Source organism: Sulfitobacter sp. 1A15106 (genome assembly GCF_043556995.1).
GTDB lineage: Bacteria > Pseudomonadota > Alphaproteobacteria > Rhodobacterales > Rhodobacteraceae > Sulfitobacter > Sulfitobacter faviae.
In genome coordinates, this window is record NZ_JBIFFM010000004.1 from 62,655 (window position 1) to 78,925 (window position 16,271).

The window sequence follows — 16,271 nt, forward strand, 5'->3', positions numbered from 1 at the left end:
TGGGTCTGCTTAATCCCGCCAATCGGGGCGGTTGCCGAGGTGGGCAATCAGAAAGTCGATGAAATACCGCGTCTTGGGTGTCAGCACGTTGGAGCGCGGGTAGACCAGCCAAAGCACCGACCGGTCGTTCATCCGCCAGCCCGGCAACAGCCGCAGCAATCGGCCCGAGGCAAGCTCGTCCGACACGCTCCAAAGCGAGTTGATCGAGATACCAGCCCCCGCGAGGGTCGCTTCGCGTTGCGCATCGCCATCGTCCATGATCACGCGGCAGGTCATCTCATGCGGGTTGAGCGTGGCGGCTTCGCCCTCCGGCCCGATCAGCGCGCGGGGCTCAAGATCACCCCAAGCGATCAGGTGATGATCCCGCAGCGCGGCGGGGGTCTGGGGCAAACCGTGGGCCGCCACATAAGACGGCGCGGCGCAAAGAACGCGGGTGTCATCGGCCAGCTTGCGCCCCCGCAGGCTGCTGTCGGTCAAGGGCGCGCTGCGCAGGGCAAGGTCAAAACTGCCTTCGATCGCGTCGAACCGGGTATCGGAGAGGCGCAGATCGAGGGTCAGTTCCGGGTAGGTCTCGTGGAATTCCGGCAGCAGCGGCATGATGTGACGCTGGGCAAAGCTGCTGGGGGCGGCGAAGCGCAGGATGCCCTTGGGCCCCGCCTTGGTCCCGCCCAGAATGGCCCGCGCGGCATCGGCTTGGGCCAATATCTCGCGCGCATAGGGCAGAAAGTCCGACCCATCGAGCGATAGCGAGACCTTCCGCGTCGTGCGGCGCAAAAGCTCAACCCCGAGTTCTTGTTCCAGCTTGGCCAAACGCGCGCTGGCGACTGCCGGGGCCATCCCCAAAGCGCGCCCGGCGGCTGAGATGTTCAGCCGTTCGGCAGCCATGACGAAAAGGCGAAGGTTGTCGATATCCATGGGCCGCGGTCCTTGCTGCGGATCATCCGCTGGGTCAGCATATAGTGCTTGGTATTGTATTCAATAACGAGAAACTGAACTCAAGTTTCATCCGATTATCTGTCGCGCCATGTTGGCCTATCTCTGTCTCAATGCAATGTTAACGGGAGATAGACCGATGAAATCCATGACCCTCACCAGCTATGGCGCAGAGGCGCCTTTTGTCGAAGCCGATCTGCCACGCCCCTTGGCCACCCCCGGCCATGTGGTGCTGCGCGTCAAGGCGACCAGCGTGAACACCATCGACACGATGATCAAAAACGCGGGCAAAGACCTGCCTCTGTCGCCTGACCTGCCTGCCGTTCTGGGCATGGATTTCGCCGGGGTGATCGAAGAGATTGGCGAAGGTGTCACCGGGTTCGCCGTGGGCGACGAAGTCTACGGCTGCGCCGGTGGTCTGGCCGATTTGCAAGGGGCTTTGGCTGAATTCATGCGCGCCGACGCGCGGCTCATTGCCCATAAACCCAAGTCGCTGTCGATGCGCGAGGCGGCGGCCCTGCCGCTGGTAGGCATCACCGCTTGGGAAGGGCTGCACCGCGCAGGCGTCGCAGCCGGGCAGAAGGTGCTGGTCCAAGGCGGCGCGGGCGGGGTCGGCCATCTCGCGGTGCAACTGGCAAAGCATATGGGGGCCGAGGTCTCCTCGACCGGCACCGGGGATGACCAAATGGCGGTGATCGAAGGCTATGGCGCGCGGGCCATCGACTTCAAAGCCGAGAAGATCGAAGACTATGTGGCCGCCCATACCGCAGGCCGCGGCTTCGATGCGGTTTTCGACACCGTGGGCGGGGACAATCTGCCGAACTCTTTCGCCGCCGCCGCGCTGAACGGCCATGTGGTTACGACCGTGGCCCTGTCGGCGATCGACCTGACCCCGGCGCATTTCAGCGGGCTGTCCTTGCATGTGGTCTTCATGCTCTTGCCGATGCTGCATGACGTGAACCGCGCGGTGCATGGGGAAATCCTTAGCAATCTCGCCACGTTGGTCGATGAGGGGGCGGTGAAGCCGCTGCTCGACGAAAAGACCTTTGATCTGAGCGCGGTTGGCGATGCCTATGCGCGGCTGCAAAGCGGGCAGGCGATTGGCAAGGTTGTGGTCGACGTCTAAGTCAGGCCGAACACTGATTAATATCACGCCCCGCTGCGCCGCCCGCGCGGCGGGGCTTTTAGCGGCCTGCGCCTTCCCTCAATCACTGCCGCTGGCGCGCAACTGCCAAAGAATGCGCCATTGACCCAACGGTAGGCTGCCTCTTTCTCTCTCATCCCCGGTTTCACCGCAAATTCGGACTTGCCTCTGCCTGTCAGTGTACAGTTAATTGGCCGGACAAGCTGAATACAGCGGCGGCGCGGGCACCCTGTGCCGACGCCCGTTAAGAGCAATTAAGGGAGAGAGACATGAAATTCACCGCAATCCTCGCCGCAAGCACCATTCTGGCAGGCGCTGCCGTCGCTCAGGACATGGATAAATCCGACTGGCCGAGCAGCTTCACCGTGGGCACGGCCAGCCAAGGCGGCACCTACTTCGCCTATGGCTCGGGCTGGGCAAACCTTGTGGCCAAGGAACTGGGCCTGACCGGCGGTGGCGAAGTCACCGGCGGCCCGATGCAGAACATGGCGCTGGTCCACACCGGCGAGGCGGCCTTCGGCATGACCACAATGGGCCCGGCGGCGGAATCGCTGGCCGGCACCAACCCCATCGCCCCCGGTCTGGAAATGACCCAAGCCTGCGCGATGTTCCCGATGTATCAGACACCCTTCTCCGTGACCGCGCTGTCGTCCTCGGGCATCTCCTCGGTCGCCGACATTCCGGCGGGTGCCAAGATCGGCTTTGGTCCGGCGGGCTCAACCTCGGACACCTATTTCCCGCGCATGATGGACACGCTTGGCGTCGAGTATGAGCGCCGCAACGGCGGTTGGACCGATCTGGGCGGCCAGTTGCAGGACGGTCTGCTGGACGTGATCGCCTTTGCTGCCGGTGTGCCGGTGCCTGCGGTCAGCCAGCTTGAGGTGCAGACGGATGTGAATATCATCGAGTTCACCGAGGAAGAGCAGGCCAAACTGCTCGAAGAGTTCCCGGTGTCCGAGTTCACCATCGACGCTAGCACCTACACCACGCTGGAAGAGGGCGCGCGTTCGGTCTCCATGTGGAACTTCGCGATTGCCAACTGCGATCTGCCGGAATCCTTCGTCAAAGCGGCTGTGGATGTCGTCATGTCCGACAATGAGCGGATGAAGGGCATTCACAAGGCGGCGGCTTCGACCCTGCCTGAGAACTGGGAGAAGAACACCGTTCTGAAATGGCACCCCGGTGCAGCAGCTTGGTTCAAAGAGAACGCGGATGCCGATATTTCCGACGATATGATCTACGGCAACTAAGCGAACGCCTAGACAAACTTGCATGCCGTCCCTAATCGGGGCGGCATCTTGCCATCATCCCGCCTGATTGTCGGGACAGATCCCGCGCAGATATCGGGAAAGGAAGCCTCCATGACAGACCAGCATAGCGCCGCCGATCCGCAGGGCCCGATTGTCGCCGAAGGGGTCGATGACGAACCGGTAGAAAGCAATCGCCGCATATTCACCGGGCGCACCTATCTGGTCGTTGCGGCCATGTCGGCGATCTATGCCTTCTTTCACATGGCGGCACTCAACGGCATGTCGATCGGAGAGCTGACCGGGAGCCGCATCCCGCTTTTGCCGACCTTCCCGATGGAGACGTGGAATTTCCGCATCGTGCACATCGCGGGTGCGCTGATCCTTGGCTTTACCCTCTATTCTGCCCGCGCCTTTGTGGATGAGGGCAAGGAGCAGGGCCGTCATCCGCTGGATTTCGTGGCATGGGCTGCGATGATCCCGGCGCTTTATTCGATTTGGACCGCGTGGAGCATCGCCAGCCAGATCGCTGGCGGCACCCAGTGGAACGGCATGAGCCCCGAGTTCAAGACCCTCGAAATCTATCATTATGGCCTGCCGCTGGTGGCGGCGACGGCCATCGGCATCGTCGTGGGGTGGCTGCGCGGACGCGAGCGGGGGCAGGTTTCGCCTGCGGACCTGTTGCTGTCCATCTGCGGGGTGGCCGTGGCGATTTACCTGATCACAATGTACGGCACCTTGATGCGCAACTCGACGGGCACGCCCTTTGCGCCCATCGGCATCTCTATCGCCGCGGTCGCGGGCACCGCGCTGATCATGGAGCTGACGCGCCGCGTGGCGGGGCTTGCGCTCATCGTGATCTCGGGTGTCTTTCTGGTCTATGTCTTCGTCGGGGACATGCTGCCGGGCTTCCTGAACGCGCCCAACATCCAGTGGACCCGCTTCTTTAGCCAAGTCTACACCGATGCGGGTATTCTGGGGCCGACCACGGCGGTGTCATCGACCTATATCATCCTCTTCATCATCTTCGCAGCCTTCCTTCAGGCATCGAAGGTGGGGGACTATTTCGTCAACTTCGCCTTTGCCGCCGCGGGCCGCTCCCGCGGGGGCCCGGCCAAGGTCGCGATCTTTGCTTCGGGTCTTATGGGGATGATCAACGGCACCTCGGCGGGCAATGTGGTGGCGACAGGCTCGCTGACCATTCCGCTGATGAAAAAGGTGGGCTACCCGGCCCGGACCGCCGGCGCGGTCGAAGCCGCCGCCTCGACCGGGGGGCAGATCATGCCGCCGATCATGGGGGCGGGCGCCTTCATCATGGCCGAGATCACGGGCATCCCCTACACCGATATTGCCGTGGCGGCGATCATCCCGGCGGTGCTTTACTTCGTGTCGATCTACTTCATGGTGGATTTCGAAGCGGCCAAGCTGGGCATGCGCGGGATGCGTTCCGAGGAACTGCCCAAGCTCAAGGACATGCTGCGCCGGGTGTTTCTGTTCATCCCGATCATCATCCTGATCTATGCGCTGTTCATGGGCTATTCGATCATCCGCGCGGGCACGCTGGCGACGGCGGCGGCGGCGGTTGTGTCGTGGTTCACGCCCTTCCGGATGGGGCCGCGCAGCATTGTCAAAGCCTTTGACCTGGCCGGGATCATGTCGATCCAGATCATTGCGGTCTGCGCCTGTGCGGGCATCATCGTGGGTGTTATCAGCCTGACCGGTGTCGGCGCGCGTTTCTCTTCCGTGCTGTTGGGGCTGGCGGAGGCGAGCCAATTCCTCGCCCTGTTCTTTGCCATGTGTATCGCCATTCTGCTCGGCATGGGCATGCCTACCACGGCGGCCTATGCGGTGGCGGCTTCGGTCGTGGCACCCGGTCTGGTGCAACTGGGCATTCCGCTGCTGACGGCGCATTTCTTTGTCTTCTACTTCGCCGTCGTCTCGGCCATCACGCCCCCCGTGGCGCTGGCGAGCTATGCCGCGGCGGGGATATCGGGCGCCAACCCGATGGAGACGTCGGTCGCCTCCTTCAAGATCGGCATCTCGGCCTTCATCGTGCCCTTCATGTTCTTCTACAACGGCGCGATCCTGATGGACGGCACGTGGTTCGAGGTGATCCGCGCCGGTGTCACGGCGATCTTTGGGGTCTATCTGCTGTCTTCGGGCATGCAGGGCTGGTTCGCGGGCAGCGGTGCGGCTTGGTTCATCCGGCTGGGCCTGATCCTCGCGGCGCTTTGCATGATCGCGGGTGGTCTGATGACCGACCTCATCGGCATCGCAGTGACGGCGGTGATCTTTGCCGTACAGTGGAAGTTCCGCCCCGCACCCGACGCCCAAATCGCGGTACACGGCAGCGATTGATCCGTGATTGATCCATGTCCCGGCCCTTTGGGGCCGGGGCCGCCCGTTTAAGGCAACGCTCCCTGTTGCATCTGGGCCAAGCCGCGCCTAGGGTCCGCGCGATCCTTCCGGGCGGTTAATATGTTCACTATCTTTCTGGCCATCGCGCCGGTCTTCGCGCTGATCCTCATGGGCTATGGCCTGCGCCGGGGCGGTATCCCTTCGACCAAGTTCTGGAACCTGAATGACCGGCTGGTCTATTGGGTGCTGATGCCCGCGCTGTTCTTTGCCAAGATCTCGGCGGCGGACCTTAGTGGCGGCTTGGGCGACTATGCGCTGCTGCTCTACGCCGGGTTCTTTGCAGCGATCTTTTGCGGCTGGCTGTTCGGTCGCGCCTATGCCGCGCCACAGGGCAGTTCGCTGATGCAGGGCAGCGCGCGGTTCAATACATTCATCGGCCTCGCGATTGCCGAAGCCGTTTTTGGCACGGCAGGGCTACAGATTGCCGTGCTCGGTTCGGCCCTGCTGGTGCCCGTGGTGAATGTGACGGTGGTGACGCTGATGACCCGGCAGTTGGGCGGCGGCGGCAAATCCATCCTCAAAGGCTTGGTCAAGAACCCGCTGATCCTGGGCATCCTGGCAGGCGTGCTCTTTAACTTCGCGGGGCTTCACCATGTGCCCGTCTTGCATGAAAGCGCGCGCATCCTGGGTGATGCGGCGCTGCCGATCATGCTGCTTTGCGTCGGCGCCAACCTGCGGCTGCGCGGGTTGTCCGGCTCGGTCTCGGTCATCGGCCTGTCGATCATCGGCAAACATCTGGTGAACCCGCTGGCGGTGCTGCTGGCCGCGCTGGTGCTGAACCCCGCGCCGCTGACGCTGCAAATCGCGCTGATCTTTGCAGCTCTGCCGACCGGGGTGGCCAGCTATACACTCGCGCGTGAGATGCGCGGCGATGCGCCTTTGATGGCGGCGATCATCACCACCCAGACGCTGCTCAGCTTTTTCACCCTGCCGCTCACGCTCTATCTCGGCAGCCTGATTTCCGCGCCCTAGACCCCGTTCCATGTGCAAAACGCGATTGTGATCTGCGCAGGCCGCATGGCGGCGGATTTACAGGTTGACATATTTGGTTCGAATGTCCAATTGCGCCTTGACCAATGCCAAGGAGCCCGCATGACCGAACTTGAAAAGACCGTGCTGGACGCTGCGCTGCATGTCTTTTCCCGCTATGGGGTCAAGCGCACCAGCATGGGTGATCTGTGCGAAGAGGCGGGTGTCTCGCGCCAGACCCTCTACAATCGGTTTCGCAACAAGGACGACATTCTGCGCGGGCTGATCGGGCGCTACACCGAATTGGCGCTGGAAGAGATTGCCGAAGAGATGCCCAATGCGCCCGATCTGGCGGCGCAGCTTGATCTGATCTTTGATCGGATGGTGGTGCGCGGCTATGACACGATGCAGGCGATGCCCAATGCGCAGGATTTCATCGCCGGGGCCAATGCCGTCAGCCAAGAGGCGCTGCAATGTTCCGCCGGGCGCTTTCGCGACGTGATCGCTAAGGTGCTGATGCCCTATGAGGCGGCGATCACCCGCAATGGCTTGAGTGTCGAGGCGCTGGCCGATTTCATCCAACGTTCCGCCAAGGCCGCTGGCATGCATGCGCTGGACCGTGACCATTTTCTCGCGCAGCTGCGCACCCTCAAACAACTTAGTCTGACCGCCGCCCTTGGGCCCGTGCCGGATGCTATTCATAAGGAAGACTGACCATGGCCAAATGGCTTGTTGAGACGACGCGCGGGACCGGCGCGGGGCGGGTGTTGGGATTTGCGCTGGCCTTGGCCGCCGGCGTCGCCGCGCCGATGGTGGCTGCCGCCGAAATGCCGGTGGTAAAGCTGCAAACGGTCAAGGTCAGCGACGCCGAGGTTGAGCGCGTTTTCTTTGGCAAGGTGGTTGCACGTGAAACCGTGGACCTTGCCTTTCAAGTCGGCGGCCAGATCGAGGAATTCCCGGTCGAAGAGGGGGCCACGGTCAGTAAAGACACGGTCGTCGCCCGGATGGATCTGGAGCCGTTCCAACTGGCGCTAGAACAGGCGCAGGCCAATGACGCACAGGCGCGCCGGACGATGGAGCGTTATCAAAAGCTCGCCGGGTCCTCGGTGGCCGAGGTCAATCTGCAAGACGCCGAAACCGCCGTGACGGTCAACGATATCGCCGTGCGCAACGCCGAGCGTGACCTTGAGAACGCGACCCTCCATGCGCCCTTCGACGCGATCGTCGCCTCGCGGTTGGTGCCCAATTACTCGACCGTCAGCGCGGGCACGCCGGTGGTGCGCCTGCATGATATGTCCGAGTTGCGGGTCGAGATCGACGTGCCCGAAACCCTGTTTCTGCGCGCAGGGCGCGACCCCAGCGTGCGCTTCATGGCCAAGTTCCCGGCCAATGCAAACACCTACCCGATGCAAATCCGCGAATACAACGCCGAGACGGCGGATGTGGGCCAGACCTATAGCATCACCCTTGGGGCAGAATTGCCCGAGGATTTCGTGCCGCTGCCCGGCGCCTCGGTCGAGGTGCGCGCCACGCTGAACATCGGCGGGTCGAGCATCATCGTGCCAGACACCGCCATTGTGGTCGGCAATGACCGCGGCACCTATGTCATGGTCTTCGACCCTACAGGGGCGCGCAAAGGCACCGTGACCCGCACCGCGGTCGAGATCACCCCCACTGCGCGCGGCGATGTCAAAGTCGAAGCCGGGCTTTCCGATGGGCAAGAGATCGTGGTGAGTGGCGCAAGCCAGCTTGAAGACGGTACCGCCGTGCGCCGCTTCGTCGGTTTCGGAGACTGAGCGCATGGATATCGCACGTCTGTCGATCAACCGCCCGATCTATACTTGGATCATCATGCTGACCTGTCTTTTGGGCGGCATCTGGGGCTTCGCGACCCTTGGCCGTCTCGAAGACCCGGCCTTTACCATCAAAACGGCGGTGGTGGTGACCCAATACCCCGGTGCCTCTGCCGAAGAGGTCGCGCTTGAGGTCACCGAACCGCTGGAATCGCAAATTCAGAAGATGTCCGAGATCAAGGACATCGAATCCATGAACCAGCCCGGTCTGTCGTGGATCACGGTCAATATGCAGGACACCTTTGATGGGTCGGAACTGCCGGAAATCTGGACCAAACTGCGCAACCGCGTGAATGAGGCGGCCCTGCCGAGCGGGGCCACGCAGCCCTATGTGAACGACGGTTTTGGCGATGTTTACGGGCTTTACTACGCCGTGACGGCTGAGGGCTATTCCGATGCCGAGGTCAACGAACTCTCCAGCTATCTGCGTCGGGAATTGCTGCTGGTCGATGGTGTGTCGGATGTGGCGCTTTCGGGCGTGCCGAACGAGGTGATCTATGTCGAACCGCAGCTTGCGCTGAGCACCACGCTCGGCATTCCGCCCTCGGCCATCGTCGGCGCGGTATCGAGCGCGAATGAGATCGTCGACGGCGGCGCCATTCAGGACGCAGACGGGCGCACCCTCATCCAGCGGCCCGAAGGCTCTGACAGCGTGTCCGAAATTGCCGCCTTGTCGGTGGGGGTTGGCGGTCAGGTGATCAACCTTGCCGATGTGACCAACATCTACCGCACCCGCGAGGCGAACCCCGATCTGGTGATCCGCCACAACGGGCAGGGGGCCTTTACCCTCGGGGTGGCCGGGATCGCGACCGAGAATATCGTCGATATCGGCAAGCGGGTGGATGACAAGCTTGCGCAGCTGCGCGAAACGCTGCCCTTGGGCATCTCGATTGAATCCATCTACCGCCAGCACGCGGTGGTCGAAGAGGCGTCGAACGCCTTTTTGCTGAACCTCGCCATGTCCGTCGCCATCGTTGTGGCCGTGCTGGCCGTCTTCATGGGCTGGCGCGCGGCGGTGGTCGTGGGTTCCACCCTGTTGCTGACGGTGGTGGGGACGCTCTTTTTCATGGCGCTCGGCGCGATTGAGATGGAGCGTATCTCACTCGGGGCGTTGATCATCGCGATGGGGATGCTGGTCGATAACGCCATCGTTGTGGCCGAGGGGATGCAGATCTCCATGCAGCAGGGCAAAAGCTCGCGCGAAGCGGCGACCGAGGCGGCGAGCAAGACACAGATCCCGCTTTTGGGGGCGACCGTCATCGGCATCATGGCTTTCGCCGGGATCGGGCTGAGCCCCGATGCCACGGGTGAATTCCTCTTCTCGCTCTTTGCCGTGATCGCGATTTCGCTGCTGCTGTCTTGGGTGCTGGCCATCACCGCCACGCCGCTTTTGGGGCACTACTTTTTCAAACGCGGCGTCGAAGGTGGGGCTGGCGGCTATGACGGGGCGATCTTCAAGGGCTATGCCGCCGTGCTGCGTGCCTCGCTCAAGCTGCGCTGGCTGGTGATCGTGGCGCTGATTGCCGGGACGGCGGTGTGTTATGCCCTCTTTGGTCAGATCAAGCAGCAGTTCTTCCCCGACAGCAACACGCCGCTCTACTTCGTGCATTACAAGCTGCCCCAAGGGTCGTCGATCCATCAGACCTCCAACGATCTGGCTGTGCTCGAAGACTGGCTGGTGGCGCGGGACAATGTCGAAGACGTGACCTCCTACGCGGGGCAGGGCGCGGCGCGTTTCATGCTGACCTATCAGGCCGAAGACCCCAACCCCAGCTATGGGCATCTGATCGTCCGGGTGTCTTCGCTTGAGGTGATCCAAGACGAGATGAACGCGCTTGAGGCCTTCGCCGCCGATGCGGTTCCGCAAGGGGAGTTCCGGGCCAAGCGCTTGGCCTTTGGCCCCGGCGGCGGTGCCCCGATCGAGGTGCGCTTCTCGGGCCGCGATCCCAATGTGCTGCGCGATCTCGCGGATGAGGCGATGGACCGGATGCAGGCGGCGTCGGACAATATCATCACCCCGCGTCAGGACTGGCGCGAGCGTGAATTGGTGCTGCGTCCGATCTATGCCGAAGAACGCGCGCAGGACGCAGGCATCTCGCGGACCGAAATCACCGAGACCCTCAAATTCGCCACCGAAGGCACCAGCGGCGGCACCTTCCGCGAGCGGGATCGTCAGATTCCCATCGTGATCCGCGCCCCGCAGGATGCCGATTTGGCGCTGACGGACCATGTGATCTATGCGCAAAACACCAACGCGCTGGTCCCGATGGAGCAGGTGATCGACGGTTTCCGGTTCGAGCCGCAGGACACGCTGCTCTACCGTCGCGATCGGGCCGATGTGATCACCGTGGGCGCGGATATCCCGCGCGGCGTCACGGCGGCGCAGGTGCAGGCCGAGGTGCAGGAAACCATCGAGGCGATGGAAATTCCCGAAGGCTATGCCATGGAATGGGGGGGCGAGTTGGAAAGCGCGGGAGAGGCGCAGGCCGCCTTGGGCAAGCAGTTGCCCTTCAGCATCATCATCATGGTTCTGATCTCGGTCCTGCTGTTCAACGCGCTGAAACAGCCGATCATCATTTGGCTCTTGGTGCCGATGGCGGTGAACGGGGTCAGTCTGGCGCTTTTGGGGACGGGTCTGCCCTTCACCTTTACCGCGCTTCTGGGGCTCTTGTCGCTCTCGGGGATGTTGATCAAGAACGGCATCGTGCTGGTCGAAGAAATCGACCTCACCCGCGCCGCCGATCCGACGATGGATCTGAAAGAGGCCATCGTTACCGCTTCGACCTCGCGTCTGCGTCCGGTCTTCCTTGCCGCCGCGACGACCATTCTGGGGATGCTGCCGCTGTTGTCGGATGCCTTCTTCCAGTCGATGGCGGCGACGATCATGGGCGGGCTGGCCTTTGCCTCGGTCCTGACGCTGATCGCGGCACCAGTGCTCTACTTCCTCTTCTTCAAGCGCAGCGCTGCGCGTGAGGCGGAGGCTGCCCGCGCCGCTTGACCGCCGCGTGGCGGCAAGGCAAAGGGCGCGTCCGGCCACTCCGGGCGCGCCCTTTGTCGTACCCGGGCGGTAAAAATTCCGTGCCGCCGTGCGATCCCGCCTTGGTTTCGCGAAATTGCCAGCTACTTTACCGTTTTCAAACGGCATGTCGCCGTGTCAGGCCATTGTTTCAAGGAGTTCTCGTCCATGGGTCCCCGCATTCTTTCCACCGCTGCCGCCGCTGGCCTTGCCGCCACTCTGGCCTCTGCCGCCTCGGCGGAGATCACCGTTTCGTCGAAGATCGACACCGAAGGCGGCCTGTTGGGCAACGTCATCGCACTGGCGCTCGAAGATGCGGGTCTGCCGGTTGAACGCCGTCTGCAACTCGGCGGCACGCAGGTCGTGCGCGAAGCGATCCTGTCGGACCAGATCGACATTTACCCCGAATACACAGGCAACGCGGCCTTCTTCTTTAACGAAGCGGAAAGCGATGTCTGGAAAGATGCGGCCAAAGCCCATGCCCGCGCGAAGGAGTTGGACGGAGGCGAGAATAACGTCACATGGCTCGATTCCGCGCCTGCCAACAACACTTGGGCGATCGCAGTGACCGGCCCGGTGGCCGAGGAAAATGACCTCACCACCATGTCCGATTTCGGCGCATGGGTGGCCGAGGGCGGTGAGGTGAAGCTCGCGGCCTCGACCGAGTTCGTGTCCTCTCCGGCTGTCTTGCCCGCGATGCAGGAGACCTATGGTTTCGAGCTGACCCAAGATCAGACCGTGATCCTGTCGGGCGGCGACACGGCGGCGACCATTCAGGCGGCGGCACGGGGCACATCGGGCGTGAACGCGGCGATGGTTTACGGCACCGATGGCGGCGTGGGGGCCACGGGTCTGGTGGTGATGGAAGACGACAAGGGCGTGCAGCCGGTCTATGAACCCGCCCCCATCGTCCGCGCCGAGGTGTTGGAGGAATACCCCCAGATCGCCGAAGTGCTGAACCCGATCTTCTCCGGGCTCGACATGGCGACGCTGCAAAAGCTGAACGGTCGGATTCAAGTCGGCGGGGAGCCGGCGGAAGCCGTGGCACGCTCCTATCTGACCGAGACCGGGGTGCTGGACTGATCTCCGCCGCCCGCACAATAACTGGCCCCGGCGCAGGGATTTCTGCGCCGGGGCTTTTGTTCGCTGTGCTGGGCGCGGCGGCACTTTTCGTGCCTTTCATGACCCTTGCCGCCAACCGGATCGTGGCGGGCGAAGGGGTGATGGCATGGGGCGTGGCCAGCCTGCCGGTGGTGCTGCCGGGGCTTGCGGCGATCGGCACAGGGCTGCTGATGGGGCTGCCTGCGGGCCGCAATGGTCTGCGTATTGCCGGGGCGGCTTTGGGCTTGGGCGGGCTTTTGTGGCTGCTGACCCAAGGCGCCTCCGGCCTGCTGGCCGAGGCGGGTGACTACGCCCGTGTCTCGCCCTCGGTGGGCTTCTGGTGCTTGCTGGTCGTTTTCATGTTGCTCATGGCAGATGCGCTTGCCGCGATGGCGCCGGGGCCGCTGATGCGGGGGGGCGTGCTGGCGGGCGTGCTTGCGGTGCTTGGCGCGATCCTGTGGTCGGGGGCGCTGTCGGAGCTTTCGGTGATGCAGGAATACGCCAGCCGGGCCGATGCCTTTGGCCGGGAATTTCTGCGCCATCTTGGGTTGGCCTTCGGCTCTCTCGCCGCGGCGGCGGTGATCGGCTTCCCGCTTGGCGTGCTCTGTCACCGTCTTGCCGGGCTGCGCGGGGCCACCTTGCCGGTGCTGAGCTTTTTGCAAACCATCCCCTCGCTGGCCATGTTCGGGCTGATGATCCCGATCCTCGGCTGGGTGGGGGCCAATCTGCCGGGCGCGCGGGCGCTTGGCATCGCGGGCATCGGCTTTGCCCCCGCCTTTCTAGCGCTGGTGCTCTATTCGCTTCTGCCCGTCGTGGGCAATACGGTCGCGGGCCTCGCCTCGGCCCCGCCTGCGGCGCTCGAGGCGGCGCGCGGCATGGGCATGACGCCGCTGCAACGCCTGCTGCGGGTTGAACTGCCGCTGGGCCTGCCGATCATCCTTACCGGGCTGCGCATCGTCTTGGTGCAGAACATCGGGCTGGCGGTCATCGCCGGGTTAATCGGCGGCGGCGGGTTCGGGACCTTCGTCTTTCAAGGGCTGAACCAAACCGCGACAGACCTGATCCTGCTGGGCGCGTTGCCGACCGTGGTGCTGGCGCTCACGGCCGCCATCGTGATGGACATATTGGTCGAACTGACCCGCAAGACCCCAAAGGACAGCGCATGATCGAGATCGACCACATTACCAAGACCTATGGCGACATTCGTGCGGTGGATTCCGTGTCGATGACGGTTGAGACGGGCACGATCACGGTGATCGTCGGCACCTCAGGCTCAGGCAAGACCACGCTGTTGCGGATGATCAACCGGTTGGAGGAACCGACCTCGGGCGAGGTGCGGATCAACGGCGACTCCACCCTTTCGGTCAAGCCGCATATCCTGCGGCGGCGCATCGGCTATGCCATTCAGGGGCACGGGCTGTTCCCGCATCACAAGGTGGGGCGCAACATCGGCGCGGTGCCGCAATTGCTGGGCTGGCCGCGCGAAAAGATCGCGGCGCGGGTGGATGAGCTGCTTGCGCTTTTCTCGATGGACCCCGCGCAATTCCGCGACCGTTATCCGGCGGAACTGTCAGGCGGGCAGCAGCAGCGGGTCGGCGTGGCGCGGGCCTTGGCCTCGCGGCCCGATCTGTTGCTGATGGACGAACCCTTTGGCGCGCTCGACCCAATCATTCGCACCCGCGCGCAGGAAGACCTGCGGCACATCCAGCAGCGGCTGGGGTCGACCATCATGTTGGTGACACACGACATGGAAGAGGCGATCCGGTTGGGCGACCGGGTGGCGGTCATGGACGGGGGGCATCTGGTGCAACACGGCACCCCTGCCGAGATCATCGCCGCACCCGCGACCGATTTCGTGGCGGATATGGTCGGCGATGTGGAGCGGCCCTTGCGGCTTCTTTCACTGATCCCCGTCGCCGAATTGGTGGAAGAGGGCAGCGCCGAAGGCGAAGCGCTGCCCGCCGATGCCAGTCTGCGCGACGCGCTCTCGGCCTGCTTGTGGACGGGGCGCGCGGCGGTGCCCGTGGCGAAAGACGGGGTGCCGATGGGCCGGGTGACCCTCGACGCAATCCGCGCCCGGGCCGGGCAGCACGCATGAGGATCGGCTGGATCCTGCGGCCGCTTCTGGTGGCGGTGCTGCTGGCGTTGGTCCTGCGGCCTGAGTGGTTCATCCCGCTGCTTGCGCCCTTGGCCCCGGCAAATGGTCCGGTGATCTACGCCCGCGCCTCGCTCTTGTCGTTGTCGCTGAGCCATCTGGCGCTGGTGGCCATGGCCTCGGCTGCAGCGACGGTGGTGGCGGTGACGCTGGCGGTCCTCGTGACCCGCCCGGCGGGCGCGGCGTTCCGCCCGCTGTCGCGCACGATCACCAATATGGGCCAGACCTTTCCCCCCGTGGCGGTGCTGGCGCTGGCCGTTCCGGCCCTGGGCTTCGGGGCGGGGCCGACGCTGGTGGCGCTCTTTCTCTATGGCCTGCTGCCGATCTTCGAGAATGCGGTTACCGGGCTGACCAACCTGCCGCCCGCCACGATGGAGGCCGCCCGCGGCATTGGGCTGAGCCGTTGGCAAAGGCTCTGGCGGGTGGAGCTGCCGCTGGCCCTCCCGGTGACGCTGACGGGCATCCGGCTGTCGGTGGTCATTGCGCTTGGCACGGCGACCATCGGCTCAACCGTGGCGGCACGGACCTTGGGCGAGGTGATCATCGCGGGGCTTTTGACCAATAACACCGCCTTCGTGGTGCAGGGCGGGCTGGCGGTCGGCCTGTTTGCGGTGCTGATCTATGACGCCATGGTGCAGCTTGAAACGCGGCTGGCACGGCGCATGGGCGGCTGAGGATCAGCGCCCGTTCGCGGCGATGATCTGCTCGGCCAAATCCGCCAGATCGTCCGAGAGGTAATGCGGCTGCGGCACCTCTTGCACCTCGATCAGGTTGTTGTTGGGCCGGGTGAGGAAGGCCCCCTGACAGCCCGCCGCCTGCGCGCCGGTGGTGTCCCACAGGTGGCAAGCCACCATGCAGAGATCATCGGTTTCCAGATCAAGCGCCTCGGCCACCATTTGGTAAGTCGCGGGATGAGGTTTGAATTTTGCGACCGCGTCGATGCTAAAGCTCCGCTCGAAGAAATCGGCGATCCCGGCTTTCTCCAGCGGGGTCGGGGCCGGGGACGGGGGCGAATTGGTCAGCGTGACCAGCCGAAACCCCGCCTCTTGCAGCCTGCGCAGGGCAGGGGCGACATCCGGGTGGGCGGGCATGGAGCCGATGCGGGATTTCAACTCGGCCAGGTCCTCATCCGTGACCGCCACGCCTTTGTTCGCGCCGACCATCCGCAAGACGCCACCCGCCAGTGCGCCGAAGGGCGCGTAGCGGCCCGACAGGGTCATGGTGTGGGAACAGAGGATCAGCTCGGCAAACCATTCGCGCAGGACCGAGGCGTTGCCGAAGAGGCGCGCGAAGAGCGGCTCCAACGTGGTGATGTCGAGCAGGGTCTCGTTGACGTCGAAGACGATCACGGAGACGGGCTTTTGATCGGGCATGGGGGTCCTTCCGCTTATGACGGGCGATGCGCCGCGTCACTGTGAAGAAACCCCCAGCCCTG

General features: G+C 63.8%; 13 protein-coding genes. 11 read left to right on the forward strand and 2 right to left on the reverse strand.

Translation table 11 applies throughout. The annotated features are described in order from the left end of the window. Positions 1 to 9: 9 nt before the first annotated feature. Positions 10 to 915, reverse strand: a complete 906-nt coding sequence (locus ACGYKA_RS07285; protein ID WP_271692085.1) for a LysR family transcriptional regulator — start codon at positions 913 to 915, stop codon at positions 10 to 12. 157 nt (positions 916 to 1,072) lie between these two features. On the opposite strand from ACGYKA_RS07285, the gene ACGYKA_RS07290 reads away from it, so the two are divergent. From ACGYKA_RS07290 to ACGYKA_RS07340, 11 genes are all read left to right on the forward strand, one after another. Beyond that, complete coding sequence (locus ACGYKA_RS07290) at positions 1,073 to 2,059, forward strand: zinc-dependent alcohol dehydrogenase family protein (RefSeq protein WP_394438394.1); 987 nt, start codon at positions 1,073 to 1,075, stop codon at positions 2,057 to 2,059. Between the two features lie 287 nt (positions 2,060 to 2,346). Continuing rightward, positions 2,347 to 3,327, forward strand: coding sequence for a TAXI family TRAP transporter solute-binding subunit (locus ACGYKA_RS07295; RefSeq protein WP_394411033.1), 981 nt, complete (start codon positions 2,347 to 2,349; stop codon positions 3,325 to 3,327). A 111-nt stretch (positions 3,328 to 3,438) separates the two neighbouring features. Continuing rightward, positions 3,439 to 5,682: a TRAP transporter permease gene (locus tag ACGYKA_RS07300; RefSeq protein WP_394411030.1), complete on the forward strand. Its 2,244-nt coding sequence runs from the start codon at positions 3,439 to 3,441 to the stop codon at positions 5,680 to 5,682. Positions 5,683 to 5,802: 120 nt separating this feature from the next. Then, positions 5,803 to 6,714, forward strand: coding sequence for an AEC family transporter (locus ACGYKA_RS07305; protein WP_067268057.1), 912 nt, complete (start codon positions 5,803 to 5,805; stop codon positions 6,712 to 6,714). Between the two features lie 120 nt (positions 6,715 to 6,834). Then, the gene (locus tag ACGYKA_RS07310) at positions 6,835 to 7,425 is read left to right on the forward strand and encodes a TetR/AcrR family transcriptional regulator (RefSeq protein ID WP_394411027.1); all 591 of its coding nucleotides are present in this window, start codon (positions 6,835 to 6,837) and stop codon (positions 7,423 to 7,425) included. A gap of 2 nt (positions 7,426 to 7,427) precedes the next feature. Next, positions 7,428 to 8,507: an efflux RND transporter periplasmic adaptor subunit gene (locus ACGYKA_RS07315; RefSeq protein WP_394411025.1), complete on the forward strand. Its 1,080-nt coding sequence runs from the start codon at positions 7,428 to 7,430 to the stop codon at positions 8,505 to 8,507. A 4-nt stretch (positions 8,508 to 8,511) separates the two neighbouring features. Continuing rightward, entirely contained in the window at positions 8,512 to 11,562 is a 3,051-nt protein-coding gene (locus ACGYKA_RS07320) for an efflux RND transporter permease subunit (protein WP_394438399.1), read from the forward strand. A gap of 186 nt (positions 11,563 to 11,748) precedes the next feature. Beyond that, positions 11,749 to 12,663, forward strand: coding sequence for an ABC transporter substrate-binding protein (locus ACGYKA_RS07325; protein ID WP_394411019.1), 915 nt, complete (start codon positions 11,749 to 11,751; stop codon positions 12,661 to 12,663). 98 nt (positions 12,664 to 12,761) lie between these two features. Beyond that, complete coding sequence (locus tag ACGYKA_RS07330) at positions 12,762 to 13,847, forward strand: ABC transporter permease (protein ID WP_394438618.1); 1,086 nt, start codon at positions 12,762 to 12,764, stop codon at positions 13,845 to 13,847. Further along, entirely contained in the window at positions 13,844 to 14,779 is a 936-nt protein-coding gene (locus ACGYKA_RS07335) for an ABC transporter ATP-binding protein (protein ID WP_394411016.1), read from the forward strand. Before ACGYKA_RS07330 ends, ACGYKA_RS07335 begins: the two co-directional genes overlap by 4 nt. After that, positions 14,776 to 15,510 (forward strand): ABC transporter permease, encoded by a 735-nt coding sequence (locus tag ACGYKA_RS07340; RefSeq protein ID WP_394411013.1) that lies wholly within the window; start codon positions 14,776 to 14,778, stop codon positions 15,508 to 15,510. The genes ACGYKA_RS07335 and ACGYKA_RS07340 overlap by 4 nt, the downstream gene beginning before the upstream one ends. A 3-nt stretch (positions 15,511 to 15,513) precedes the next feature. Here the strand turns inward: ACGYKA_RS07340 and ACGYKA_RS07345 are convergent, their stop codons facing one another. Next, complete coding sequence (locus ACGYKA_RS07345) at positions 15,514 to 16,209, reverse strand: haloacid dehalogenase type II (protein WP_394411010.1); 696 nt, start codon at positions 16,207 to 16,209, stop codon at positions 15,514 to 15,516. Between the last annotated feature and the right edge of the window lie 62 nt (positions 16,210 to 16,271).